Annotated in this window: 18 protein-coding genes; 9 read left to right on the forward strand and 9 right to left on the reverse strand. The window is 70.0% G+C overall.

The window, feature by feature from the left end:
• Positions 1-39: 39 nt before the first annotated feature.
• Complete coding sequence (locus N5079_RS01010; RefSeq protein ID WP_261581330.1) at positions 40-1,203, forward strand: acyl-CoA dehydrogenase family protein; 1,164 nt, start codon at positions 40-42, stop codon at positions 1,201-1,203.
• A 103-nt stretch (positions 1,204-1,306) separates the two neighbouring features.
• Here the strand turns inward: N5079_RS01010 and N5079_RS01015 are convergent, their stop codons facing one another.
• The 3 genes from N5079_RS01015 to N5079_RS01025 form a co-directional block, all read right to left on the reverse strand.
• Positions 1,307-1,795, reverse strand: a complete 489-nt coding sequence (locus N5079_RS01015) for a hypothetical protein (RefSeq protein ID WP_261581331.1) — start codon at positions 1,793-1,795, stop codon at positions 1,307-1,309.
• 296 nt (positions 1,796-2,091) lie between these two features.
• Positions 2,092-3,249: a protein-glutamine glutaminase family protein gene (locus tag N5079_RS01020; RefSeq protein WP_261581332.1), complete on the reverse strand. Its 1,158-nt coding sequence runs from the start codon at positions 3,247-3,249 to the stop codon at positions 2,092-2,094.
• 128 nt (positions 3,250-3,377) lie between these two features.
• Entirely contained in the window at positions 3,378-4,025 is a 648-nt protein-coding gene (locus N5079_RS01025) for a TetR/AcrR family transcriptional regulator (RefSeq protein ID WP_261581333.1), read from the reverse strand.
• Between N5079_RS01025 and N5079_RS01030 the strand changes: the two genes are divergently transcribed.
• A complete protein-coding gene (locus N5079_RS01030; RefSeq protein ID WP_261581334.1) occupies positions 4,024-4,479 on the forward strand; it encodes a hypothetical protein in 456 nt (151 codons plus the stop codon). The genes N5079_RS01025 and N5079_RS01030 overlap by 2 nt on opposite strands.
• A gap of 49 nt (positions 4,480-4,528) precedes the next feature.
• Here the strand turns inward: N5079_RS01030 and N5079_RS01035 are convergent, their stop codons facing one another.
• On the reverse strand, positions 4,529-6,115 hold the full coding sequence (locus tag N5079_RS01035; protein ID WP_261581335.1) for an LCP family protein: 1,587 nt from the start codon (positions 6,113-6,115) through the stop codon (positions 4,529-4,531).
• Positions 6,116-6,173: 58 nt separating this feature from the next.
• Here N5079_RS01035 and N5079_RS01040 point away from each other — a divergent pair, with 58 nt between their 5' ends.
• Positions 6,174-7,244, forward strand: coding sequence for a glycosyltransferase family 2 protein (locus tag N5079_RS01040; protein ID WP_261581336.1), 1,071 nt, complete (start codon positions 6,174-6,176; stop codon positions 7,242-7,244).
• Here N5079_RS01040 and N5079_RS01045 read toward each other — a convergent pair.
• The 3 genes from N5079_RS01045 to N5079_RS01055 are packed head-to-tail and all read right to left on the reverse strand — an operon-like array spanning position 7,221 to position 11,224.
• A complete protein-coding gene (locus N5079_RS01045) occupies positions 7,221-7,832 on the reverse strand; it encodes a Uma2 family endonuclease (RefSeq protein WP_261581337.1) in 612 nt (203 codons plus the stop codon). The genes N5079_RS01040 and N5079_RS01045 overlap by 24 nt on opposite strands.
• A gap of 57 nt (positions 7,833-7,889) precedes the next feature.
• Complete coding sequence (locus tag N5079_RS01050) at positions 7,890-9,758, reverse strand: CDP-glycerol glycerophosphotransferase family protein (RefSeq protein WP_261581338.1); 1,869 nt, start codon at positions 9,756-9,758, stop codon at positions 7,890-7,892.
• Positions 9,759-9,817: 59 nt separating this feature from the next.
• A complete protein-coding gene (locus tag N5079_RS01055; RefSeq protein ID WP_261581339.1) occupies positions 9,818-11,224 on the reverse strand; it encodes a bifunctional cytidylyltransferase/SDR family oxidoreductase in 1,407 nt (468 codons plus the stop codon).
• A gap of 128 nt (positions 11,225-11,352) precedes the next feature.
• Here N5079_RS01055 and N5079_RS01060 point away from each other — a divergent pair, with 128 nt between their 5' ends.
• The 6 genes from N5079_RS01060 (at position 11,353) to N5079_RS01085 (ending at position 17,369) form a co-directional block, all read left to right on the forward strand.
• The gene (locus N5079_RS01060) at positions 11,353-12,930 is read left to right on the forward strand and encodes a CDP-alcohol phosphatidyltransferase family protein (RefSeq protein WP_261581340.1); all 1,578 of its coding nucleotides are present in this window, start codon (positions 11,353-11,355) and stop codon (positions 12,928-12,930) included.
• 61 nt (positions 12,931-12,991) lie between these two features.
• Positions 12,992-13,615: a DUF5941 domain-containing protein gene (locus N5079_RS01065; protein ID WP_261581341.1), complete on the forward strand. Its 624-nt coding sequence runs from the start codon at positions 12,992-12,994 to the stop codon at positions 13,613-13,615.
• Positions 13,616-13,708: 93 nt separating this feature from the next.
• Positions 13,709-14,440, forward strand: coding sequence for a phosphocholine cytidylyltransferase family protein (locus tag N5079_RS01070; protein ID WP_261581342.1), 732 nt, complete (start codon positions 13,709-13,711; stop codon positions 14,438-14,440).
• 73 nt (positions 14,441-14,513) lie between these two features.
• A complete protein-coding gene (locus tag N5079_RS01075) occupies positions 14,514-15,554 on the forward strand; it encodes an iron-containing alcohol dehydrogenase family protein (RefSeq protein ID WP_261581846.1) in 1,041 nt (346 codons plus the stop codon).
• Positions 15,532-16,290 (forward strand): CDP-alcohol phosphatidyltransferase family protein, encoded by a 759-nt coding sequence (locus tag N5079_RS01080; protein ID WP_261581343.1) that lies wholly within the window; start codon positions 15,532-15,534, stop codon positions 16,288-16,290. The genes N5079_RS01075 and N5079_RS01080 overlap by 23 nt, the downstream gene beginning before the upstream one ends.
• Positions 16,291-16,487: 197 nt before the next feature.
• Positions 16,488-17,369, forward strand: coding sequence for a glycosyltransferase family 2 protein (locus N5079_RS01085; RefSeq protein WP_261581344.1), 882 nt, complete (start codon positions 16,488-16,490; stop codon positions 17,367-17,369).
• Between the two features lie 230 nt (positions 17,370-17,599).
• Here the strand turns inward: N5079_RS01085 and N5079_RS01090 are convergent, their stop codons facing one another.
• Both N5079_RS01090 and N5079_RS01095 read right to left on the reverse strand, forming a co-directional pair.
• The gene (locus N5079_RS01090; protein WP_261581345.1) at positions 17,600-18,391 is read right to left on the reverse strand and encodes an acetoacetate decarboxylase family protein; all 792 of its coding nucleotides are present in this window, start codon (positions 18,389-18,391) and stop codon (positions 17,600-17,602) included.
• Positions 18,392-18,903: 512 nt separating this feature from the next.
• Positions 18,904-20,040: a glycosyltransferase gene (locus tag N5079_RS01095; protein ID WP_261581346.1), complete on the reverse strand. Its 1,137-nt coding sequence runs from the start codon at positions 20,038-20,040 to the stop codon at positions 18,904-18,906.
• Positions 20,041-20,142 lie beyond the last annotated feature (102 nt).

Here is a 20,142-nt window from a genome sequence, read left to right on the forward strand (position 1 = left end):
GGATGGTAACCATCTACTCGGACGTCCTACTATCTCGATATGAGCTTCCCTCTCTACGCGCCCACCGAGGAGCACGACATGCTCCGGGAGACGGTCCGGGCCCTCGCCGACGAAAAGATCGCTCCCCGTGCCGCCGCCGCGGACGAGAACGAGGAGTTTCCCGAGGAGGTCTATAAGGACCTCGTGGCGGCGGACCTGCACGCCGTGCACATCCCCGAGGAGTACGGCGGGGCCGGCGCCGACGCGCTGGCCACCGTCATCGTGATCGAGGAGGTCGCGCGGGCCTGCGCGTCGTCCTCGCTCATCCCCGCCGTCAACAAGCTGGGGACCGTCCCGCTGCTGCTGTCGGCGTCCGAGGAGCTCAAGCAGCGGTACCTGGGGCCCGTCGCCCGGGGCGAGGCGATGTTCTCCTACGCCCTGAGCGAGGCGGAGGCCGGGTCGGACGCCGCCGCCATGAAGACCCGGGCGGTGCGGGACGGTGACCACTACGTCCTCAACGGCACCAAGATGTGGATCACCAACGCGGGCGTGTCGGAGTACTACACCGTCATGGCCGTCACCGACCCGTCGGCCGGGGCCCGCGGCATCTCGGCGTTCGTGGTCGAGAAGGGCGACGAAGGGGTCAGCTTCGGGCCCAAGGAGAAGAAGCTCGGCATCAAGGGGTCGCCCACGCGCCAGGTCATCCTGGAGAACGTTCGCATCCCGGCCTCCCGCATGATCGGCGAGCCGGGGACCGGCTTCAAGACCGCGCTGGCCACCCTCGACCACACCCGTATCACGATCGCCGCACAGGCGCTCGGCATCGCCCAGGGCGCGCTCGACTACGCCATCGGGTACGTCAAGGAGCGCAAGCAGTTCGGCAAGCCGATCGCCGAGTTCCAGGGCCTGCAGTTCATGGTCGCCGACATGGCGATGAAGCTGGAGGCCGCCCGGCAGCTCACCTACGCCGCCGCCGCCAAGTCGGAGCTCGCCATGCACGGCACGCCGGTCAAGGACCTCACGTTCTTCTCCAGCGCCGCCAAGTGCGCCGCCTCCGACGCCGCCATGGAGATCACCACCGACGCCGTCCAGCTCCTGGGCGGGTACGGCTACACCCGTGACTACCCGGTCGAGCGCATGATGCGCGACGCCAAGATCACCCAGATCTACGAGGGCACCAACCAGATCCAGCGCATGGTCATGGCCCGCCAGCTCCTCAAGTAGCCACTGACGTGCGAGAACCCCGCCTCGCCGGTTCGGCGGGCGGGGTTCGTTGTCTCCCAGGTGGTTCCGAGATGATCAGTGTTCCGTCGCGGGGCCGACCGTGTCAGGGCTGGCCGACGAAGTTGACCTTGACCGCGGCCGGGCGGGAGGTCGAGCTTGGCGGCGCCGGCACGAACTCGACGACACCGCTGCCGTAACACGGCAGGTTCAGCGAGGTCGGGATCGCGGCGGCGACGCCGTAGTAGCGCAGGACGATGGGTGTGACGGCCGAAGCGGAGTTCCCCAGGGAGACGCCGACCGCCGTGGCCGCGCTGCCGGTGTAGCCCACGTCGACCGTCGAGGGCGACGGCACGGGACGGACTTCCACTGTCTGCCCGGCCAGAGGGTGCCCGGTCTGGCCGGGGGTGACCGGACCAAAGCAGGCCATCTTGATGACCGATTGCCCGGCCTGCCCGTTCACCAGGCCGTAGAAGTACTGGTTCGGGCCGATCGGCGCGGGGTCGATCACGCCGGCGAAGGCGGGCGCCGACGTGGAGGTCAGGACGGCGGCGACTGCAAGGGGGACGAGCCGGATACGAAGCTTCCGGGACATCGATGCCTCCATTTCGCGAGACAGCAGGGCAGACGCGATAGGGCATTGCGCAACAGACGGTAAATATCCCGGCCCATCCGGTCAAGGGTCTTTCTGGGCGTCGGGTCGCCGCGCACTATTCCCGCTGATGCGGCGGCATCAGCGGTTGGCGCCCGGATCGGAATCGCGCGGCCCGGATGTCACCTCGCCGCGTTGTCGCCTTATCTACGGAAATTTACTCGCTAGTTCGAAATTTCTCCGGGCCGGTTCGACAGGACGTACGGATTTTCTCGCGACGCGTGCGGCGTTGGCAGCGGTCAGGAGGCCAGTAGGGTCTCCAGACTCTTGAAGTCCTGTTCGACGCCGCTGCCGACGAAGGTGTAGCGCCAGTCGGCGAAAAAATTGGGGAACCTGGTCCGGATGTAGTTCCGGTCCTCGGGAGGCAGCGCCTGGATCCGGTGCCGTAGCGAGCCCAGCTCCGCCTGGTAGGCCGGGTAGGGCGAGGGCTGGTTCCGCGTCCTCTGGTCGGCCGACCAGGTCTCGAAGCAGCGGCGAAACAACTGGTCCAGATGGGCGACGACGTCGTGCGCCGGGACGAGCCTCGCCGTACGGGCCAGTTCCTGCACGACGTTGCCGGGTTTGGCGACCATCGTCGTGGAGGGGTCGGTCGCGAGGGGCGGCGAATAGACGGTCGCTCCTGCCCGGACCACCAGCGTGCGGTCGCCGGGGTACGCCTTCGTGCCCCGGAGATACTGACGCAGCTGGTCGTAGGTGATCTCCGGCTCGGTTGGGCCGCTGGTCATCTTCCCGACCCACTCTCCGATGGTCGTCGGCACGTCCGACACCGAGGGGTCCAGCAGTGCGGGCTCCGGCTTGGGCCCGCCCGAGGGGATGTACACGATCGGGGCCACGTGGTACCACCACCCGACCCGGAGCCGCTCGCCGAACCCCGGCTGGTCGCCGCCGTGGGGAGTATTGAGGCGCAGTCCGCCCGCCGCGATGGCGAACACCTTGTCCACCTGGTAATCAGAAGCGGCGAGCATGTTGGCCATGATCTCGGCGCGGGCGAAACATCCGTCCGTCGGATAGCGGTACGGGATGGGCGTCGGCGTGCCGGATGGTGGGGTGAAATGCGCTTCGCGCAATGTCGCGAACAACGCGAACAGTTCTTCATCGGACGTTACGAGCTTGCTCTGCACCGAGACGACGTCGCCTTCTCTGGCCCACCCCTGTCTTCCGGCGTTACCGCCCTCCAGCACGCGGATCTGCCGCCAGCCTGACAGCGTCTGGTAGACGAACACCCGGACCGTGGCGCGGATCTCGGCCACGGGGCCTGCGGTGCCAGAGTTCGGCGTCGAATAGATCTCGACCGGAGATGTCGGCTTGCCGTGAATCTCGTAGGCCATTCTGGCGTCCCTGTTCCCTTCCGGAGCGGCGAGGAGGATGCCGATGATTTCCGCCCTGCCCGCCGCCAAGGTCAAATGGTCACTGAATTCGACTGTCCATCCCACATATCCGAGGCCGCACGTCGGCTGTTACACGCCCCGGAAACTGGCGAAGCAATAATGTCGTCGTGTCGCCGCGAATTAGGGCGAAATCTGAATTATGGGGCTGGATGGCGCCGGCCGTGACGGGGGCGGGCTTCCAGACGAGGCTCGTCGGACGCGGGCCGGATGTGAAGGAGTGTCAGCGCCTGGACGGCCAGCCAGCGCTCCGCGTCGTCCCAGCTCCAGCCGCAGTCATCGACCAGGGTCCGCCAGGCCCCGGTGCCCAGGCAGAACCAGAGGATGTCGGCGGCGCGGTCGGCGTCGAGCCCGTCGGCCAGCCCGCCGATCTCTCCGAGGTGTACCGCCGCCTGGTGCAATGCCTCCCGGTACAGGGTGGTGCCCTGCTGCCAGAGCGCCTCAGCGTCGTCCTGTACCGAGATCGCGGCATGGAGCATCTCCATGGCGTCCCGATGGGTCTCGTTGCCGACCCGTGTGCCGTGGGCGAGGATCCGCAGCGCCTCACGAGGGTCGTCGCTCTTCCGCACCGCGGCCAGCGTCTCCTCCGCGCCTGAGCCGGTCACGGCGGTCATGAGGATTTCCTTGAAGATCGCGACCTTGCTGCCGGCGCTGGCGTACACGGTCTTCGTCGCGACCCCCGCACGCTGCGCGATGCCGGTCACCGTCACGCGCGCGTACCCCTCGGAGGAGAACAGTTCGCGCGCGGTGCGCAGGATGTCGGCGCGCGTCGCCGCGGCGTCCTGCATGTTCCCCGACGCCGTGGCCGCCCTCGACGGGCTCAGCGTCGACCATCGGGCCCTCGACGCCGAGCTCAAGACCCTCGACGCCGCCGTCGACGCGATCGCTGCCGGGGTGGCCCGCAGGTCGGACCGTGCCGTCGCGGTGCGCGATGCCGCGCGGGAGGGGGCGCAGGCCGCGGTCAGGATGCGTGACGTGCTGATGGATCACCTCGACAGCGAGGAACCGGTCCTGCGCGAGCTCTTCCCGCAGGTGTCCGACGCCGAGGTCCTGCGGTTGCGGGCGGCCATCGTCGCCGGAGCCCCCCGGTCCGGGCCGGATCTCGTCATGGGGCTGCTCCACGACCCGGCTCCCGCGCCCGGAGCCGCGCGTCTGATGGACAGCTTCCCCGCGCCGCTCCGGTGGATGCGGCCGCTGCTGCTCAAGCGATACAGAACCCAGAGGTCCGCACTCGGTCAGTGACGCCGCCGTCGCCGTGCGACGTTGTCGTTAGACCCGCCGTACGCCCGTTCTATTTCTTGCAGATGTTCTGGGTGGCGGTCCTGGCGATGGGGGGCGCGGTGGACTCGGGGGACGACGACGTACCGGTCGGGGACACAGCGGGGGTAGTGGCCGCCACGGTGACCTTCTTGACCGTGTTGTTCTTCTGACCGACGACGACCTCGATGCCGTTGGCCCCGGGTCGCTCGCGGAGCTCCGCTCCCGGGATGGCGGCGGCCACCGTACGGGCGGAGTCGAGGCGGCTCGGGGGATAGCGGACGACGGTGTTGGCGAAGTCGCGTTGGGCGGTGTCTCCCGGGGTGGACGGCACCATGAACCCGGCGGCGACGAGGGCGGCCTTCGTCTTCGCGCCGAGCCCGGTGATCAGCGTGCCGTTCAGGACGCGGACCGCGATCCGCCCCGGCGGGATCGTCAGCGCGGTGGGGGAGACGGACGGCGAGGGGGCCAGAGAGGGGGCCAGAGAGGGGGACGGCGTGGCGCCCCCGGACGCCCCCGCAGAAGAGCCCGGAGAAGACGCCGGAGTAGCCCCTGTAGAAGCCCCCGCGGACGGCTTCCCGGACGGCTTGATGAGCGGCTCGTCCGCGCCGATCCGGCGGAACAGCTCCCGTGCGGCCTGCTTGTCCCAGAGCACGGCAGATTCGCCCGTCGGCGTCGTGTAGTTCACGTTGGACAGCGGAACGGTCGCGAACGACACGTCGTCCGTGGAGACGCCCTTGAGCTGGTTGGCCAGGCCGAGCAGGTCGTCCCCCAGGGCCGGGTCCACCGTCAGGGTGCGAAGCGTGGAGTTCACCAGGCCGCCGAGCTTGGCGGGGTTGGCCAGCGTGCCGCCGCTCAGCGCCTCGTGCAGCAGAGCCGAGATGACCTGCTGCTGCCGGTCGATGCGGTCGAGGTCGGAGCGGGCCGTGGCCCTCGTCCTCGCGTACGCGAGGGCTCTGGCCCCATCGAGGGTGTAGGTGCCCGGCTGGAGCGTCAACTTGGTCTTCGGGTCGTTGATGGCAACGGGAGTGCAGACGGTGACCCCGCCCAGCGACTCCACGACGCCGATGAAGCCGAGCACGTTGACCTCGACGTAGTGGTTGATGCGCAACCCGGTCGCCTGCTCGACCGTCCGTACGGCCAGCTTGGCCCCGCCGAACTGATACGCCGAGTTGATCTTGTGGGTGCCCTTGCCGGGGATGTCCGTCCAGCTGTCGCGGGGCAGGCTGACGACGGTGACCCTCTTGTGGTCCTCGGAAAGGTGGAGCACCATCATCGTGTCGCTGCGCTGCCCGGCCTCGCGGCCGAGGTGGAGCTGGTTCTGCTGCTGCCTGGTCAGGTTGTCGCGCTTGTCGACGCCGACCAGCAGGATGTTCATCGCGCCCTGCGGCCCGGGGTCGGTCGTGCCCGCGTCCACCTTCTGGATCTTGCTGGCGGCGTAGTTGGGCAAAACCCACAAAACGCCGGAGCCGAGCAGGACAACCCCGGACAGGGAGCCCGAAATGAGCAACGACCGCAGCCCGGCCCGGCCGCGCCGGGCACGCCTCGCCGCGAGTCTGACCCCGCCGTAGCCGTCGCCTCCAACGCGGACGCCGGAGTCCTCCCCATGGTCGCCAGGCATTCGCGGTCATCCTCCGGTTGCCGTCTCCACCCGTTCGTACAGTAGCGTGAGCGCCGCCATGAAGCCCTTTCCCGACTCGCGCCACACGAGCGAGAACGCCGATCGGAACGCCACGCGCGACTGGCCGCCGGTCTCGGTCATCATGCCGGTGCTCAACGAGGAGCGGCATCTGCGCGACGCCGTCAGCCAGGTCCTCGATCAGGACTACGAGGGCCCCATCGAGGTCGTCCTCAGTGTCGGACCGTCCCAGGACCGCACGCAGGAGGTCGCTGACGCGATCGCCGCCGAGGACCCCCGCGTCACCGTCGTCCCCAACCCGACCGGCCGCACTCCGAACGCGCTGAACGCGGCGCTGGCCGCGACGCGCAACCCCATCATCGCCAGGGTCGACGGGCACGCGATGCTCCCGGCGGACTATGTCCGTACGGCCGTCGAGACCCTGGAGCAGACCGGCGCCGACAACGTCGGCGGCATCATGGCGGCCGAGGGCGTCACACCGTTCGAGCAGGCCGTGGCGTGCGCGATGACGTCGAAGATCGGGGTCGGCAACGCGCGGTTCCACACCGGCGGGGAGGCCGGCCCGGCCGACACCGTCTACCTGGGCGTCTTCCGCCGTGAGGCGCTGGAACGGGTCGGCGGCTATGACGAGCACTTCCAGCGCGCCCAGGACTGGGAGATGAACCACCGCATCCGCGAGACCGGCGGCCTGGTGTGGTTCCAGCCGCGCATGCGGGTGTCCTACCGTCCCCGGCCGAACGTCCGCGCCCTCGGGAAGCAGTACTTCCACTACGGCCGTTGGAGGCGGGTCGTCTCCCGCACCCATCAGGGCACGATCAACCTGCGCTACCTCGCCCCGCCGGCCGCCGTGCTGGCCATGTTCCTCGGCCTGGTGGTCTCGCCGTTCTTCTGGCCGGGGCTGCTCATCCCTGGCGGCTACGTCGTCGCGATCCTCGCGGGCTCGGTGCTGACCGGCCGTAGCCTGTCGCCCGCCGCGCTGGCACGGCTGCCGCTCGTCTACGCCACGATGCACGTCTCGTGGGGCACGGGCTTCCTGACCAGCCCGCCTGGGCTCAGCAAGCCCCGCCCCGAGGCTGAGAAGGCACGCCTACAGGACCTCTTCGAAGACTGAGGTGTCCAGGGTGAAGTCGACCGGGTCCGGAATGTGGATCTCCCGGCCGAAGGTGACGGACGCGGACGTGTGATAGCGGCCGTCCTTTGGTTCGCTGAATACGGTCACCGCCGGCGGCGTGGCGATCGGGTCGATCAGGAGCATGACCGGGACGCCGCCCCCCGCGTAGATCCCCGGCTTCTTCCCGCGGTCGTCCTCCGCGCTTCCCCTGGACACCACTTCGGCGACCAGCTTCAGGCCGGAGGAGAGCAGCTCGCGCTCGCCCCACCTGGGGCAGTCCTTGGGCGCCAGGACGAAGTCGGGCCCGACCGGGTCCCGGGGGCCGTCGACGCAGACGTCGACATTGCCCGCCCAGGCGTCCCACCCGCGCTCGTCCATGAGCGGGATGAATGACCGGAACAGGCGCATTGCCAACAAGCCGTGTTCGGGGGTGCCCACGGGGCTCACTATCAGTCTCCCATCGATGATCTCGGTCCGGAGCCCCGGCAGGGGCGGCAGCGAGTCGAACAGCTCACGGGGAGTGCTGGGTAGCGGCCTGTCGGGAACCGGTTGGAGCGTCGCATGGGGCTTGCGTGATGTGGCGACCATCGCCTGGCGCGTCCCTTCGTGTCCGTATCGATACTCTGGGTATGCGCGGCCAGTATTTCACTCGCATGTGGAAAGGGCGATGGTTTCGGCGCCCGCCACCTCGATGCGGCTGTTCAGTGACGCGGCGCAGGCGCGTTTCACGGCGTCGTGGAAGCGGGTCAGCGCGTCCGGGTGGTCGGGACCCAGGAGGTGGGCGCGCAGCTCCCGCCGGGCGCCGGCCATCGGGTCCTCACCCGCCGTCTGGACGTGGCCCAGGATGCCGGGAAGCTCGCGCAGGTCGTCGCTGAGGAGGTACGCCGCGCCGGCGGTCGGGTAGCGGTCGCGGAACTCGGACTCCGGCCGTCCCGCGACGTTCGTCACGGCGTAAGGCTTGCCGCTGGCCACGAAGTCCGTCACGACGCTGGAGATGTCGCCGATGAGCAGATCCGCCTGGTTGAAGCAGTCGTAGAGGCTCGGGCCCGCGCCAGTCACGGCCAGGTGCCGTACAGCGGGCACCCCCGAGCCTGCCGTACGGGCCTCGTCGTGGGGCGAATCCAGGAGCGCCAGGATCCGCCGGTGGGCGGCGCGTGCCGTCGCGGAACGGTGGCCGGTCAGCGGGTGGGGCTTGTAGATCAGCCTGACGGGCTGTTCGAGCAGGGCGCGGACCAGGGCGGGCCCCATCGTGACGATCGAGGTGTGGAAGAGGTCGTCCGTCCACCCCTCCCACGTCGGCGCGTAGAGGACGGTCCGGTACGGCACGGCGCCCTGGGTGTAGGGACTGCTCCGCATCACTTCGGAGAGCTGGGGGCGGCCGACCTCCACGATCGCCTCGTCCCGGACCCCCACCTGGGCGCGCCGGTAACGCTCACGCCCGGCCGGGCCCGCCACCCAGACCTCGTCGTACACCTTCGTGAACGGGTTGAACGACGCCTCCTTGTCGCTGTCGCCGTGGCCGACGAACACGCTCGTGACGCCGGGCACCCGCAGCATGTGGATGTTGTTGCCGACGTTCGACGCGTAGAGGGCGACCCGGGCCGAGTCGAGGCCGCGGAAGTTCATCAGGTCGACGGCCGACGGAATGCAGAGCACCGGCAGCGTCGTGCGCCCGAGGACCTTGGCCAGCTCCCGCTCGCGCAGCACGACCAGCGCCCGGCACCCGAGCCGCTCCAGCGGGTCGAGCCACATCGTGGCCTGGTAGGCCGACTTCGGCGGGCCGGAGAAGTAGAGCAGCACATCCGGCCCGTAGGCGCGGACCTGCTCGTCCACGGCCCTGATGATCCGCCCTTTGTTCCGCAGGTGGGCGGCCCGCCGTACGTGCACGAGAAGGGCCACGACGGCGGCCAGCTCCACCGCGACGGCCGCGACGGCCCCGGCCACCCCGATCGCCCCGGCCACACCGATCGCTCCGGCAGGGCCGCCCGCGGCCTCGGGGCGGCCGGCCGTCAGCGCGCCGAAAGCGGTGAGGCCCACGGGCAGGGCGTCGAGGTAGAGCAGCCGCGCGCCGCGCCAGTTGACGAGCCTCTCCGGCGGCGCGGGCGGGATCCGCAGCGCCGACAGGTCGAGGTTCCTGGTGGTGACCGGCATGAGGTTGTGGCAGCGGTTCAGCAGGTCCGCCAGCGCGGTCTGCACGGCACGCACGCCGTGGAAGGCGAAGACCCCTCCGGCGAGCAGGACCAGCCACCGCGACTCCGCGCCGGCCGTCCGCGCGAGCAGCAGGATGGCGGCCGTCTCACGCGTCATGAAGCGGAGCGTCACCCCGAGGTGGGCCCTCCCGAGCCGCTCCGCCGTCTTTCTCGGCAACGCGACCTCCGCCGCGTACGACAGGGGCACCACCGCCGCGAAAAGCCACGGAAGCGGCCACAGCGCGGCCGTGACCAGCGCTGGATACGACCCGAGCAACACCCCTGCGAGCAGGGCGTGCTTCGCCCTGAACCTTCCCCCACGCACCGCTGGCTATCCCCCGACGACCCCGACGACCCCCGACGACCCTTCGGGTCATCACCGTCTCACCGTGTGAGCCGTACGTCCACGACCTGGCCGGTGAGGCGGGAGAGCAGCACGTCGAGGCTGGTGCGGGCGACCGCGCTCGGCGACAGCAGCGTCGCGGCCGGCTCGTCGCCGAAGGCCCGCAGGCGCATGGGCGTGGCGGTCCGCTCGGGGTTCACGCAGTTGACCTGGATGCCGTGGCAGGCCCACTCGTCGGCCAGGGCCTGCGTGAGGTTGACGACGGCGGCCTTCGTGGAGGAGTAGAGGCTGTAGTCGGCCCGTCCCCGGGTGTAGGACGAGGAGGTGTAGAGCAGCAGGTGGCCCCGGGTCTCCGCGAGGTATTTGACCGACGCCCTGGCGATGTTGACCGGGCCCAGGTAGTTGACCGCGACGATCTCATCGACGGACGCCTGCCCCGCGTCGGCCAGCTTCCCCATGTGCAGCACGGCGGCCGTGTTGACCACGTAGTCGATGCGCCCCGTCTCCGCGTACACCCCCGCGAGGGCGTCCTCCACGGCGGCGGCGTCCTCGACCCGGACGCCGTTCAAGCTGCGGGAGAAGGAGCGCACGGCCGCGCCGTACCCCCTGGTGAGGTTCACGATGTCGGCCCCGATGCCGTAGCCGCCTCCGAAGACCACCACGGTGCGGCCTTCGAAGCCCCGGCGGTACTCGTCGTCGGTGAGCGCCGGAGCCGTGCTCTCGGCGAGCTGGAAGAGCTTGTCCGCGATGAACACGTCGACCGGGTGGGTGACCTTCATGTTGTGCTCGCTGCCCGGCACCAGGTAGATGGGCACGTCGGGCAGGTAGCGGAGCACGACGCCGCAGTCGTCGGTCGCGGGCAGCTTCTCGAAGTCCGGGTCCGCGAAGGCCCGCTCGTAGGCCGCGCGGATGACCGACAGGCGGAAGCACTGCGGGGTCTGGCCGCGCCGGAGGCGCGACCGGTCCGGGATGTCGCGGATGATCTCGCCGCGGGGGCCCGGCACGGCGACCACGATCGTGTCGGACGAGGGGATCGCCACGTCCACGGCCTCGTAGCGCTGGAGCGCGGCGACGCACTCGCTGATGATGCGCGGCTCGACCAGCGGCCGTACGGCGTCGTGCAGCAGCACGTCGCACTCCTCGTCACCGAGCGCGCGCAGAGCCCGCCAGGTCGACTCGGTACGGCTCGCGCCCCCTTCGAGGATCTGCGTCACCTTGGTGTAGCGGTTTCTCGTGACGAGCTCGGCGGCCTCGTCGACGAAGCCGGCCGCCATCAGCACCACGACCTCGTCGATTTCCGGGTGGCCGTCGAACACGTCGAGCGTGTGCTCCAGGATGGTCTTTCCGGCGATCTTAAGCAGTTGCTTGGGGGTGTTCAGGCCGACCCGCTGCCCGATCCCCCCGGCCAGCACCACTCCGACCGTCCGAAGACGCGATTCCGCGATCATGATCTCCTCCCCGCACCAGACCATACCCGTGTGGGAAGACGGTGAAGGTGATTGCCAGCTAGTGATCACTCGGTTACGTTGCGATGTGACACCGACCTTGGGAGCTGGCACTGAGCAAGCGGGGCGTTATGGGCGATCTCCCGCCGAGTCCTGAGATCGCGGGCACGGTGGCGCTGGTCTACGCGACCTCGCCGGCCGCCGGGCTGCTCTGTGACACCGGGCTGCGCGGTGACGCCGGGCTGCGCGGTGAAGGCGGGAGCCTCCTGCAGCGGCTCACCCGCCAGCTCATCCTCCTGCCGGTCCGCGACCTGCACGTGGTGGCGCGCGGCGACGACGGCTTCCCGTCCGTGGACGGCATGCGGCACACGGTCATGGCCAGCGACGGGCTGGCCGAGGATCTGCGGATCGTGGCCAAGGTCGCCAGGTCCTCCACGTGCCCGGTGGTGGTGCTCTCCGGCGACGTCGTGGCTCACACCGAGGCCCTGGCGGCCCTGCTGGAGCACCCGTCCCGGCACACGGGCGCCATCGTGGCGAACGGCGAGGCCGGGCCGCTCCGCCCGCCCGTCAGGACCGAATGGGGCCGCGTGGTCTCGGCCGGCAACTCCTTCCACGAGGTCGAGTGGGCCAACGGCACCTTCCGCGGCGTCCTCCAGGTGGGGGAGGCGCACCTCGCGAGCCTCGCCGACGTCGCCGACGAGCTGGCGGACCTCGCGCAGAGCCGCCACCTCGGCCGCGCCGCCGACACGGAGGTCGCCGACCTGCTGCTGGCCGGCCTCGTGCGCGCCGGAGTGCCCGTGATGGCCACCGCCATCGGCAGGCTGCACTGCGAGCGGGTCGCGGGCCGGCTCGCGGCGGAGGCCGCCGTCGAGCGGCTCGCCGAGGTGGACGAGCCGGAGGCGCGGCTCGACGCCGCCATCAAGACCGGTGACGGCTTCTTCACGACCTATGGCGTCAGCTCGTGGTCGCGCCATGTCGTACGGCTCGCCGCCCGGCTCCGCCTCACCCCGAACGCCGTCACCGGGATCTCCAGCGGACTCGCGGTCATCGCGGCGATCTGGTTCTCCGACGGCAACCGGATGGCGCAGGTGGTCGGGGCCGTGGCGCTCTATCTGTCGTTCGTGCTCGACTGCGTGGACGGCCAGCTCGCCCGCTACACGCGTGCCTTCTCCTCGCTGGGGGGCTGGCTCGACGCGATCGCGGACCGCGCGAAGGAGTACGTCGTCTACGTCGGGCTCGCCCTCGGCTACGCCGCCGGGCCCGGGGGGCCGCGCGACATCTGGGCGCTCGCGGTCGGCGCGATGATCCTGCAGACGATCAGGCACATGATCGGCTTCTCGTACGCCGGGGCGGTCGCGGACGCCGTGCGGTCCGGCGCGGTGCGCACCGGCCCGCCGCGCTCGCTCGCAGTCCCCTGGGACACCCCGCCGGACCCGCGTACGATGCCAGGTCCACAGCGGTCCAATTCGCAGGGGTCGCAGGGGTCACAGGGCGCCGGGTCCGTGCTGGCCCTGTCGAGACGGTTCGACCACGGCGTGGCCTACTGGATGAAGAAGATCATCGTGCTGCCCATCGGGGAGCGGATGGCGCTGATCGCCGTCACCGCCGCCGTGGCCGACGCCAGGGTGACGTTCCTCGCCCTGCTCGGCTGGGGCGGCGGCGCGTTCCTCTACACGCTCGCAGGCCGGATCGCGAGGTCACTCGCATGACGTGCGGCGCACATGACGGACGCTCTCGCGTCCGCGACGCTCGGGTGACGGCGGGGTGAGCATGATCTCGGTACAGATGACGCCGGTGCCGCGCGGCACCGTGATGGCCTACCGCGACGACGGGGTGCTGTCGAGGGCCATGGGCACGCTGGTCGCCGGGCAGTTGCCGCCGCTCCCGCCCGCGTTGGCGGGGGCCTTCGTGACCGGGGTCCTGCTCCTCGTGGGGGTGGCGGGGGCGGACGACCTCGCGGTGTTCGCGCCGGCCGTGGCCCTGCTGCTGGCCGGGTCGGGCAGCTCCCACCGGCACGACGGGCGGCTCGACTGGCTGGTCCCGCCGATCCTGCGGCTCACCGAGTACGGCTTCGTCGCCTCGGTCGGCTTCGCCCGCGACGTGCCGCCGGTGCTCATCTTCGCGGTCCTCGGGGCGATGGCCTTCCACCACTACGACACCGTCTACCGGGTGCGGCAGCACGTCTACCCGCCGCCGTGGCTCGCGACCCGGGGGCTCGGCTGGGACGGCAGGATGATCGTCGTGGCCGTCGGCGGTCTGCTCGACGCGGTGCCCGTCATGTTCGGGCTGCTCGCCGCCTACCTCTGGGTCCTGTTCGGCTGGGAGAGCCTCACCTGCTGGCTGGCCGCGCCGCGAGCGGTGGACGAGGCGGCCGACGCGGGACCGGGGGATTAACGGGAAGCCAACTCCGGATTACCCACACTGGAGCAAAACCCAACTAACCTTTGAGGTTACTGCCTGACGCTCGACCTCAAGGAGTGCAGAGAATTGCTCGGAATGGTGCTGGCCGCCGGGGCCGGACGTCGCCTGCGGCCGTACACCGACACGCTCCCCAAGGCGCTGGTGCCGGTCGACGGTGAGACGACGATCCTCGACATCGCCCTGCGTAACTTCGCGGCGGTTGACCTCCGCGACGTCGTGGTCATCGTCGGATACCAGGCGCAGGCCGTGCGTGAACGGCAGGCCGACCTCGAGCGCCGCCACGGGGTGAAGCTGACCCTCGTGGACAACGACAAGGCCGAGGAGTGGAACAACGCGTACTCCCTGTGGTGCGCCCGCGACTACTTCGAGCAGGGCGCGCTGCTGGTGAACGGTGACACCGTCCACCCGGTGTCGGTCGAGCGGACGCTGCTGTCCTCCGAGGACGGCGCGGACATCCTTCTCGCCGTGGACGACGTTAAGTCCCTCGCGGACGAGGAGATGAAGGTCACCCTTGAGGACGGCCACCTCAAGAGGATCACCAAGCTGATGGACCCCTCCGAGGCGTACGGCGAGTACATCGGGGCGACGCTCATCCGTCCCGGCGCGGCCGAGCGGCTGGCCGACGCCCTCCGGGCGACGTTCGAGCGCGACCCGCAGCTCTACTACGAGGACGGCTACCAGGAGATGGTTGTCCGCGGGGAGAAGATCGCGGTGGCTCCGATCGGCAAGGTCGACTGGGTCGAGGTGGACAACCACGACGACCTGTCCAAGGCCCGTGAGATCGCATGCCGCTACTAGCGGTCGCTACGGCCCTGGCCGCCCCCCACGCAGTCTCGCCGCCTGAGGAGTTCTGATGCCGATTTTGGCAAGGATGCTCCCCGCCCCCCTCACGATGGAGGTCCGGCGGGGCGCGATCGCGCAGCTCGGCTCGTTGCTGGCCGACAGCCGGGTCGCCACCTCGGGACGGGTCGCCGTGGCGGTGGGTGCGAGCCAGGGCGACAAGATCGCCCAGGTAATCGCCCCTTCCCTCGGTGAGGCGAAGATCTTCCGGGTGCCCGACGGCACGGTCGACGCGGCCGTGTCTCTCGGCGCCGACCTCCGCAAGGGCGCCTACGAGGCCGTCGTCGGCGTCGGCGGCGGCAAGACGATCGACGCCACCAAGTACGCCGCGTCGCTGGCGGGGATCCCCATGGTCGCGGTGGCGACCAACCTGTCGCACGACGGCATCTGCTCGCCGGTCGCCTCCCTCGTTCACGAAGGAGGGAAGGGGTCGTTCGGCGTGCCGATGCCTCTGGCGATCATGGTCGACCTCGACTTCGTTCACGACGCCCCCGCGTCCCTCGTCCGGGCCGGCGTCGGCGACGTGGTCAGCAACCTGTCGGCCATCGAGGACTGGCAGCTCGGCAACACCGAGCGCGGCGAGCCCATCGACGGGCTGGCCGTCGCCATGGCCCGCACGGCGGCTGAGGCGGTGCTCGGGCGGGCCGACTCCATCGAGTCCGACCCGTTCCTGACCGTCCTGGCCGAAGCTTTGATTCTCTCCGGTATGTCTATGGTCATCGCTGGGTCAAGCCGTCCGGGGAGTGGCGGCGACCATGAGATCCTTCATGCCGTGGATCAGCTGTTCCCAGGAACGTCCAATCACGGCGAGCTCGCCGGGATCGGTGCGGCGTTCTGCTTCTTCCTCCGTGAGGACTCACACCGGCTCGACCAGGTCACCGGCTGCCTCAGGCAGCACGGGCTGCCGGTCGTGCCGGAAGACGTCGGCCTGACGGCCGACCAGTTCACCGCCGCCGTGATGCTGGCCCCCAGCACCCGGCCCGGCCGTTACACCATCCTTGAGCACCTCCGCCTGTCGGAGGTCGAGGTCCGTGCGAGAGTTGAGGACTATGTCCGCGCCGTCGGTCGCTGAGATCCGCGCGGTCGCGCAGCCGCAGACCACGATGGACCGCCGCAGCGGCGAGCATTGGGCCGGCCTGCTGTACATGCGGCGGCTGTCCATCTACGGCACCTGGCTGCTGGCCAAGACGCCCATCACGCCCAACCAGGTCACCGGTCTGATGATCCTGTGCGGCGTGGCGGCGGGAGCCGTACTGGCCCTGCCCGGAATCGGGGCGGCGGTCGGGGCGGCGCTGCTGATCCAGCTCTACCTGCTGCTCGACTGCTCGGACGGGGAGCTCGCGCGGTGGACGGGCCGCACGTCGATCACGGGGGTCTACCTCGACCGGGTCGGCCACTACTTCGCGGAGGCGGCTCTGCTGATCGGCCTGGGATTCCGGGCGTCGCAGACCCTTCCCGACTGGTACACCGTGCTCGGCTTCGCAGCGGCGCTGGGCGCGATTCTGATCAAGTCGGAGACCGACCTGGTCGATGTCGCGCGGGCCCGTTCCGGCCTCGTCGCGGCCACCGAGGCGGCGGCCGGGCAGTTCGTGTCACGACGGCTGGGACTCGCCCGCAGGATCGTCGGCGCGACTCGGTTCCACCGGGTCATCCAGGCCGTCGAGCTGTCGCTGATCGTCGTGGTCGCGGCCGTGCTCGACCTCTGGTTCCCGGCGACGCGGGTGCTCGTGGTGGCCTGCGCCGTCATCGCGGTCATCCAGCTCGTCCTGCATCTGGTGAGCATCCTGGCGTCGAGGCGGCTGTCGTGACCAGTTCCGGGCGAGTGAACCGTCAGAATATGGGTAAGTGCCTGAGTCATCCGTATACCGTTGGTTTGGTAGGGGTTTCCTGGCAGTTCCGATACGCTTATTTTTCAGTAACCAGGCAGATTCCGGATTGCCCGGCCATACAGACTCGGTGATCATGAAATCGTGTGTAGTGCGCCATACGTTGAGGCGATGACGCGGTGAAGATTTCATGTGTCATCCTCACCATGGGAAACAGGGTCGCCGAGCTGGACCGCGCGGTGGAGTCCGCGCTGACGCAGACGGACGGCGACGTCGAAGTGGTGATCGTCGGAAACGGCGCGGACGTGCCGGCGCTGACGGCGGAGCCCCTGCCGGGCACCGCCGCCTCGGTCAGGACGGTACGGCTCACGCACAATACGGGCATTCCCGAGGGCCGCAACCGGGGCGTCCAGGAGTGCTCCGGTGACGTGGTCCTCTTCCTGGACGACGACGGCTGGTATGCCAACTCGAAGGTCGCCGCGCACGTCCGTGAGCGGTTCACCCACGAGCCCGACCTCGCGGTGATCTCCTTCCGGGTCATGGACCCCGAGGGCGGCTCGGTGCAGCGGCGGCACGTCCCCCGGTTGCGCGCGGGCGACCCGGAGCGGTCCTCTCCGGTCACGACGTTCCTCGGCGGTGCCTGCGCCATCCGCAAGTCGGCGTTCCTCCAGGTCGGCGGCCTGCCCGAGCGGTTCTTCTACGCCCACGAGGAGACCGACCTGGCCTGGCGGCTGCTCGGCGAGGGCTACCGCATCGAGTACGACGCCGAGACCGTCATGTACCACCCGCTGGTGCTGCCGAGCCGGCACGCCGACTTCTACCGGCTGAACGCGCGCAACCGCGTGTGGCTGGCCCGCCGCAACCTTCCCTGGCCTCTCGCCGTGCTGTACCTGCTGAACTGGGTCGTGCTCACGCTCGCCCGGGAGCGGTCGGCGGCGGCTCTCCGTGCGTGGTTCCGCGGCTTCTCCGAGGGGGTGCGCCAGCCGGCGGGCGAGCGGCGCCCGATGGCCTGGCGGACCGCCTGGCGCATGCTCCGCCTCGGCCGCCCGCCCATCGTCTAGCCGCACATCCCATCCCCGCGGCGACCCCCCGCGCGGCGACCCCCCGCGCGGCGACCCCCCGCGCGGCGACCCCCCGCGTGATCATGCACAGATTCCGTGCCGGTCGTGCTGACCAGGCGGAACCTTGTGGGTGATCATGCACGGGTTCCGTGCGGGTCGTGCTGACCAGGCTGAACCTCGTCGGTGATCATGCAAGGGCCGTCTCGGTCGCGCGCTCGTCCAGGCCTCCGTCAGGCCTGAACGGTCTCCGCATCTCCGAACGACATCGTGACGTGGCTGACGGTGCTCGTCATCAAGGCCGGCTTGGGCAGACCCAGCTCGCTCAGCTCCTTGGCGATCGGATGGTTGCCCAGCCTGATCAGCGCCCCGCCGGGCCGGGAGCGGACGCCGTGGGGGCGCGTCGTCCACGGGATGCGCCGGGTGACCCCGTCGAGATGGGCGTAGGCGCTCAGCGGCGCCGCACCCTTGGTCCCGCTCGTGCCGTCGTGGCCACCCCGGAGATCGGGCGTCCGCGCCGGGGGGAGCAGCGGTATGCCGGGCCGGACCAGCAGGTCGACGACCAGCCGCCCGTCCTTGCGGACGATGCACCGCTTGTACGGCGTGGCCAGGCGCACGTCGATGTCCGCCAGCTCCTTGGGGAAGCCCCAGATGCTCCGTCCGGCCTCCAGTGTGAATCCCTGGTCGACGGGCAGCCAGTGGACGAACGCGCCGAACCCGGATCCGCGCAGGTCCTTGAGACCGGCCAGCGGGCCGCGTCGCGGTGGCGGACCGGCCTCGGGCGGCCGCACCAGGAACGCCACGCCGAACTCCTGGTAGGCGTCGAGGTCGGAGTCCCGATACTCCACGAACGCCAGGGTGCAGACGGCCTTGCCCGGCAGCACCTCCGTGATGTCCATGCCGGAGTACGCGAGGACGGCTCGGGCGGCGTCGGCCCGGACGAGATACATGGCGCTGCAGACCGTGGCGTCGCGGACCTCGATCGGCGTGTCGACCAGGCGGCCCTGGATGAGATGGCTTGCCATACCCCCAGTAGAACAAGCCGGGCGGCCCGGCGATAGCCGTACGCGCGGCCCAACGCGCGACGGTGCGAATAACCGCACGCGTCACGTCGGTGTACGGCCCCGGCCCTTCCTGGAGCGCCGGCCAAACAAGGGAAGGCACAAGGGAAGGCACAAGGGAAGGCAGGCCAAGTAAGGGCTGCCAAGTAGGGGCCGGCCAGGTAAGGGAAGAGAGCGTGGCCCCTTCCGGCCGACCTTCGGCGTGATCATGCACATGTTCCCGCCCGCGCCGTCTCACCTGGGGTTTGTGCAGCGTGATCATGCATCAAGAGGGTGCGCCCGAGAGGCGGACACTGCATGATCGCGAATAGCGTCGGCCCTGGTCAGGGCATGTGCGGCGGAATCGGTGCATGATCACGATCCGGGGATCTCACGGGAATCCCACAGGAATCCCACAGGAACTGCACGGGAATCCCACGTCCCCGAGCTTCCCGGGAAACCCTGCATGATCACGGCGATGGTTGTCGGGCCGGTTTCTACACGGTGACGGCGCGGTTGCGGTGCCGGGCGGCCACCCGGGTCGGGGCGCCGGCCCACTGTTCGAGCTGGGCGACGAACTCCCGGGCCGCCGAAGGCCAGTGGTAGTGGCGCAGGGCTTCGGTGTGGCCCCGGGCGCCCATCGCGGCCCGTCGCTCGGGTTCGTCGCGCAGATCCAGCACGGCCCGGGCCACGGCGTCCGACACGGCGTCGACGTCGCCGAACGGCACGACGCTCCCGCAGCCGACCCGGTCCACCAGCGAGGCGGCCCTGGCCAGCGGGGTGGTGATCACCGGAATGCCGCGCGACATGTACTCGATGACCTTCGTCGGAGTGGAGTCGCGATAATTCGGCACGTCGTGCAGCAGGGACAGCCCCGCGAGGGCGCCCTCGGCCATCCGCAGAGCGTGCTTGTTCGGCACGTACCCGAACCAGTCGAGCACGCCTTCGCGCTGGGCGTCCCGGAGGAGCGGCCGAATCGAGGCGTCCGCCGGGCCGATCAGGTCCAGCCGGATCTGGTGGCCCTTGAGCCGCCGCGCCAACTCGATCATCTCGACCGCGCCGCGAGCCTCGGAAAGGTGGCCGACGTAGACGATCCGGCTGTCGCCAGGCGGCGGGGGCGGGATCTCCGGCACGTACGTGTGGTTCGGCACGACGGGATGGTCCCCGGTGAACCGCTCGCGGTAGGACTCCTCCGCGAGGATCAGGTGCAGGCGGCGCTCCGCCCGGCCCTCCATGCCCCGGATCAGCGGGGGCAGGACACCCCGCAGCGCGTCCGGAAGGTACGGCTTGGCCTCCAGTGCTCCGGCCGTGTCCTCGTGGACGTCCCATACCGTCGGCGGCCTCTTGCGGGGCAGCGCGAGCAGCAACTCGATGTCATGGACGAGAAGCAGGTCGGCGTCCCTGACACCCCTTCCGATGGCAGCCCGCGCCGCCTTGAGGGCCCTGCCCCGGCGCAGGCCGACCGCCCGTGGCACGTCGATGGGCCGGATCCCCTGCTGCGGCGTCACGTTGCAGTGGGTGAACGGCGCGATGAAGGTGACGTCGTGCCCGGCGTCGAGAAGCGCCCGGATCTGCCGATGCGTGATCCGCGCGTCCTCCGGATGATGGACTATCGTGCCGACACATACCCTCATAGAGCGAGGCTTGCCGTCCGGTCCGAAGTGTCCGGATGCGCCGGGTGAATGCGCCCCGAACTGCGGCTGAACATCCTGCTACCCGTGCAGCCCCCGGGGTGA

The sequence above is a fragment of the Planotetraspora sp. A-T 1434 genome (assembly GCF_025420585.1).
Taxonomy (GTDB): Bacteria; Actinomycetota; Actinomycetes; order Streptosporangiales; family Streptosporangiaceae; genus JAOEGB01.

Bases quoted from the DNA above. Each gene is read 5' to 3' on its own strand.
- N5079_RS01010 (WP_261581330.1), top strand. From the start codon at position 40: ATGAGCTTCCCTCTCTACGCGCCCACCGAGGAGCACGACATGCTCCGG.
- N5079_RS01015 (WP_261581331.1), bottom strand. From the start codon at position 1,795: ATGTCCCGGAAGCTTCGTATCCGGCTCGTCCCCCTTGCAGTCGCCGCC.
- N5079_RS01030 (WP_261581334.1), top strand. From the start codon at position 4,024: ATGTTCCCCGACGCCGTGGCCGCCCTCGACGGGCTCAGCGTCGACCAT.
- N5079_RS01025 (WP_261581333.1), bottom strand. From the start codon at position 4,025: ATGCAGGACGCCGCGGCGACGCGCGCCGACATCCTGCGCACCGCGCGC.
- N5079_RS01035 (WP_261581335.1), bottom strand. From the start codon at position 6,115: ATGCCTGGCGACCATGGGGAGGACTCCGGCGTCCGCGTTGGAGGCGAC.
- N5079_RS01040 (WP_261581336.1), top strand. From the start codon at position 6,174: ATGAAGCCCTTTCCCGACTCGCGCCACACGAGCGAGAACGCCGATCGG.
- N5079_RS01045 (WP_261581337.1), bottom strand. From the start codon at position 7,832: ATGGTCGCCACATCACGCAAGCCCCATGCGACGCTCCAACCGGTTCCC.
- N5079_RS01055 (WP_261581339.1), bottom strand. From the start codon at position 11,224: ATGATCGCGGAATCGCGTCTTCGGACGGTCGGAGTGGTGCTGGCCGGG.
- N5079_RS01060 (WP_261581340.1), top strand. From the start codon at position 11,353: ATGGGCGATCTCCCGCCGAGTCCTGAGATCGCGGGCACGGTGGCGCTG.
- N5079_RS01065 (WP_261581341.1), top strand. From the start codon at position 12,992: ATGATCTCGGTACAGATGACGCCGGTGCCGCGCGGCACCGTGATGGCC.
- N5079_RS01075 (WP_261581846.1), top strand. From the start codon at position 14,514: ATGCTCCCCGCCCCCCTCACGATGGAGGTCCGGCGGGGCGCGATCGCG.
- N5079_RS01080 (WP_261581343.1), top strand. From the start codon at position 15,532: ATGTCCGCGCCGTCGGTCGCTGAGATCCGCGCGGTCGCGCAGCCGCAG.
- N5079_RS01090 (WP_261581345.1), bottom strand. From the start codon at position 18,391: ATGGCAAGCCATCTCATCCAGGGCCGCCTGGTCGACACGCCGATCGAG.
- N5079_RS01095 (WP_261581346.1), bottom strand. From the start codon at position 20,040: ATGAGGGTATGTGTCGGCACGATAGTCCATCATCCGGAGGACGCGCGG.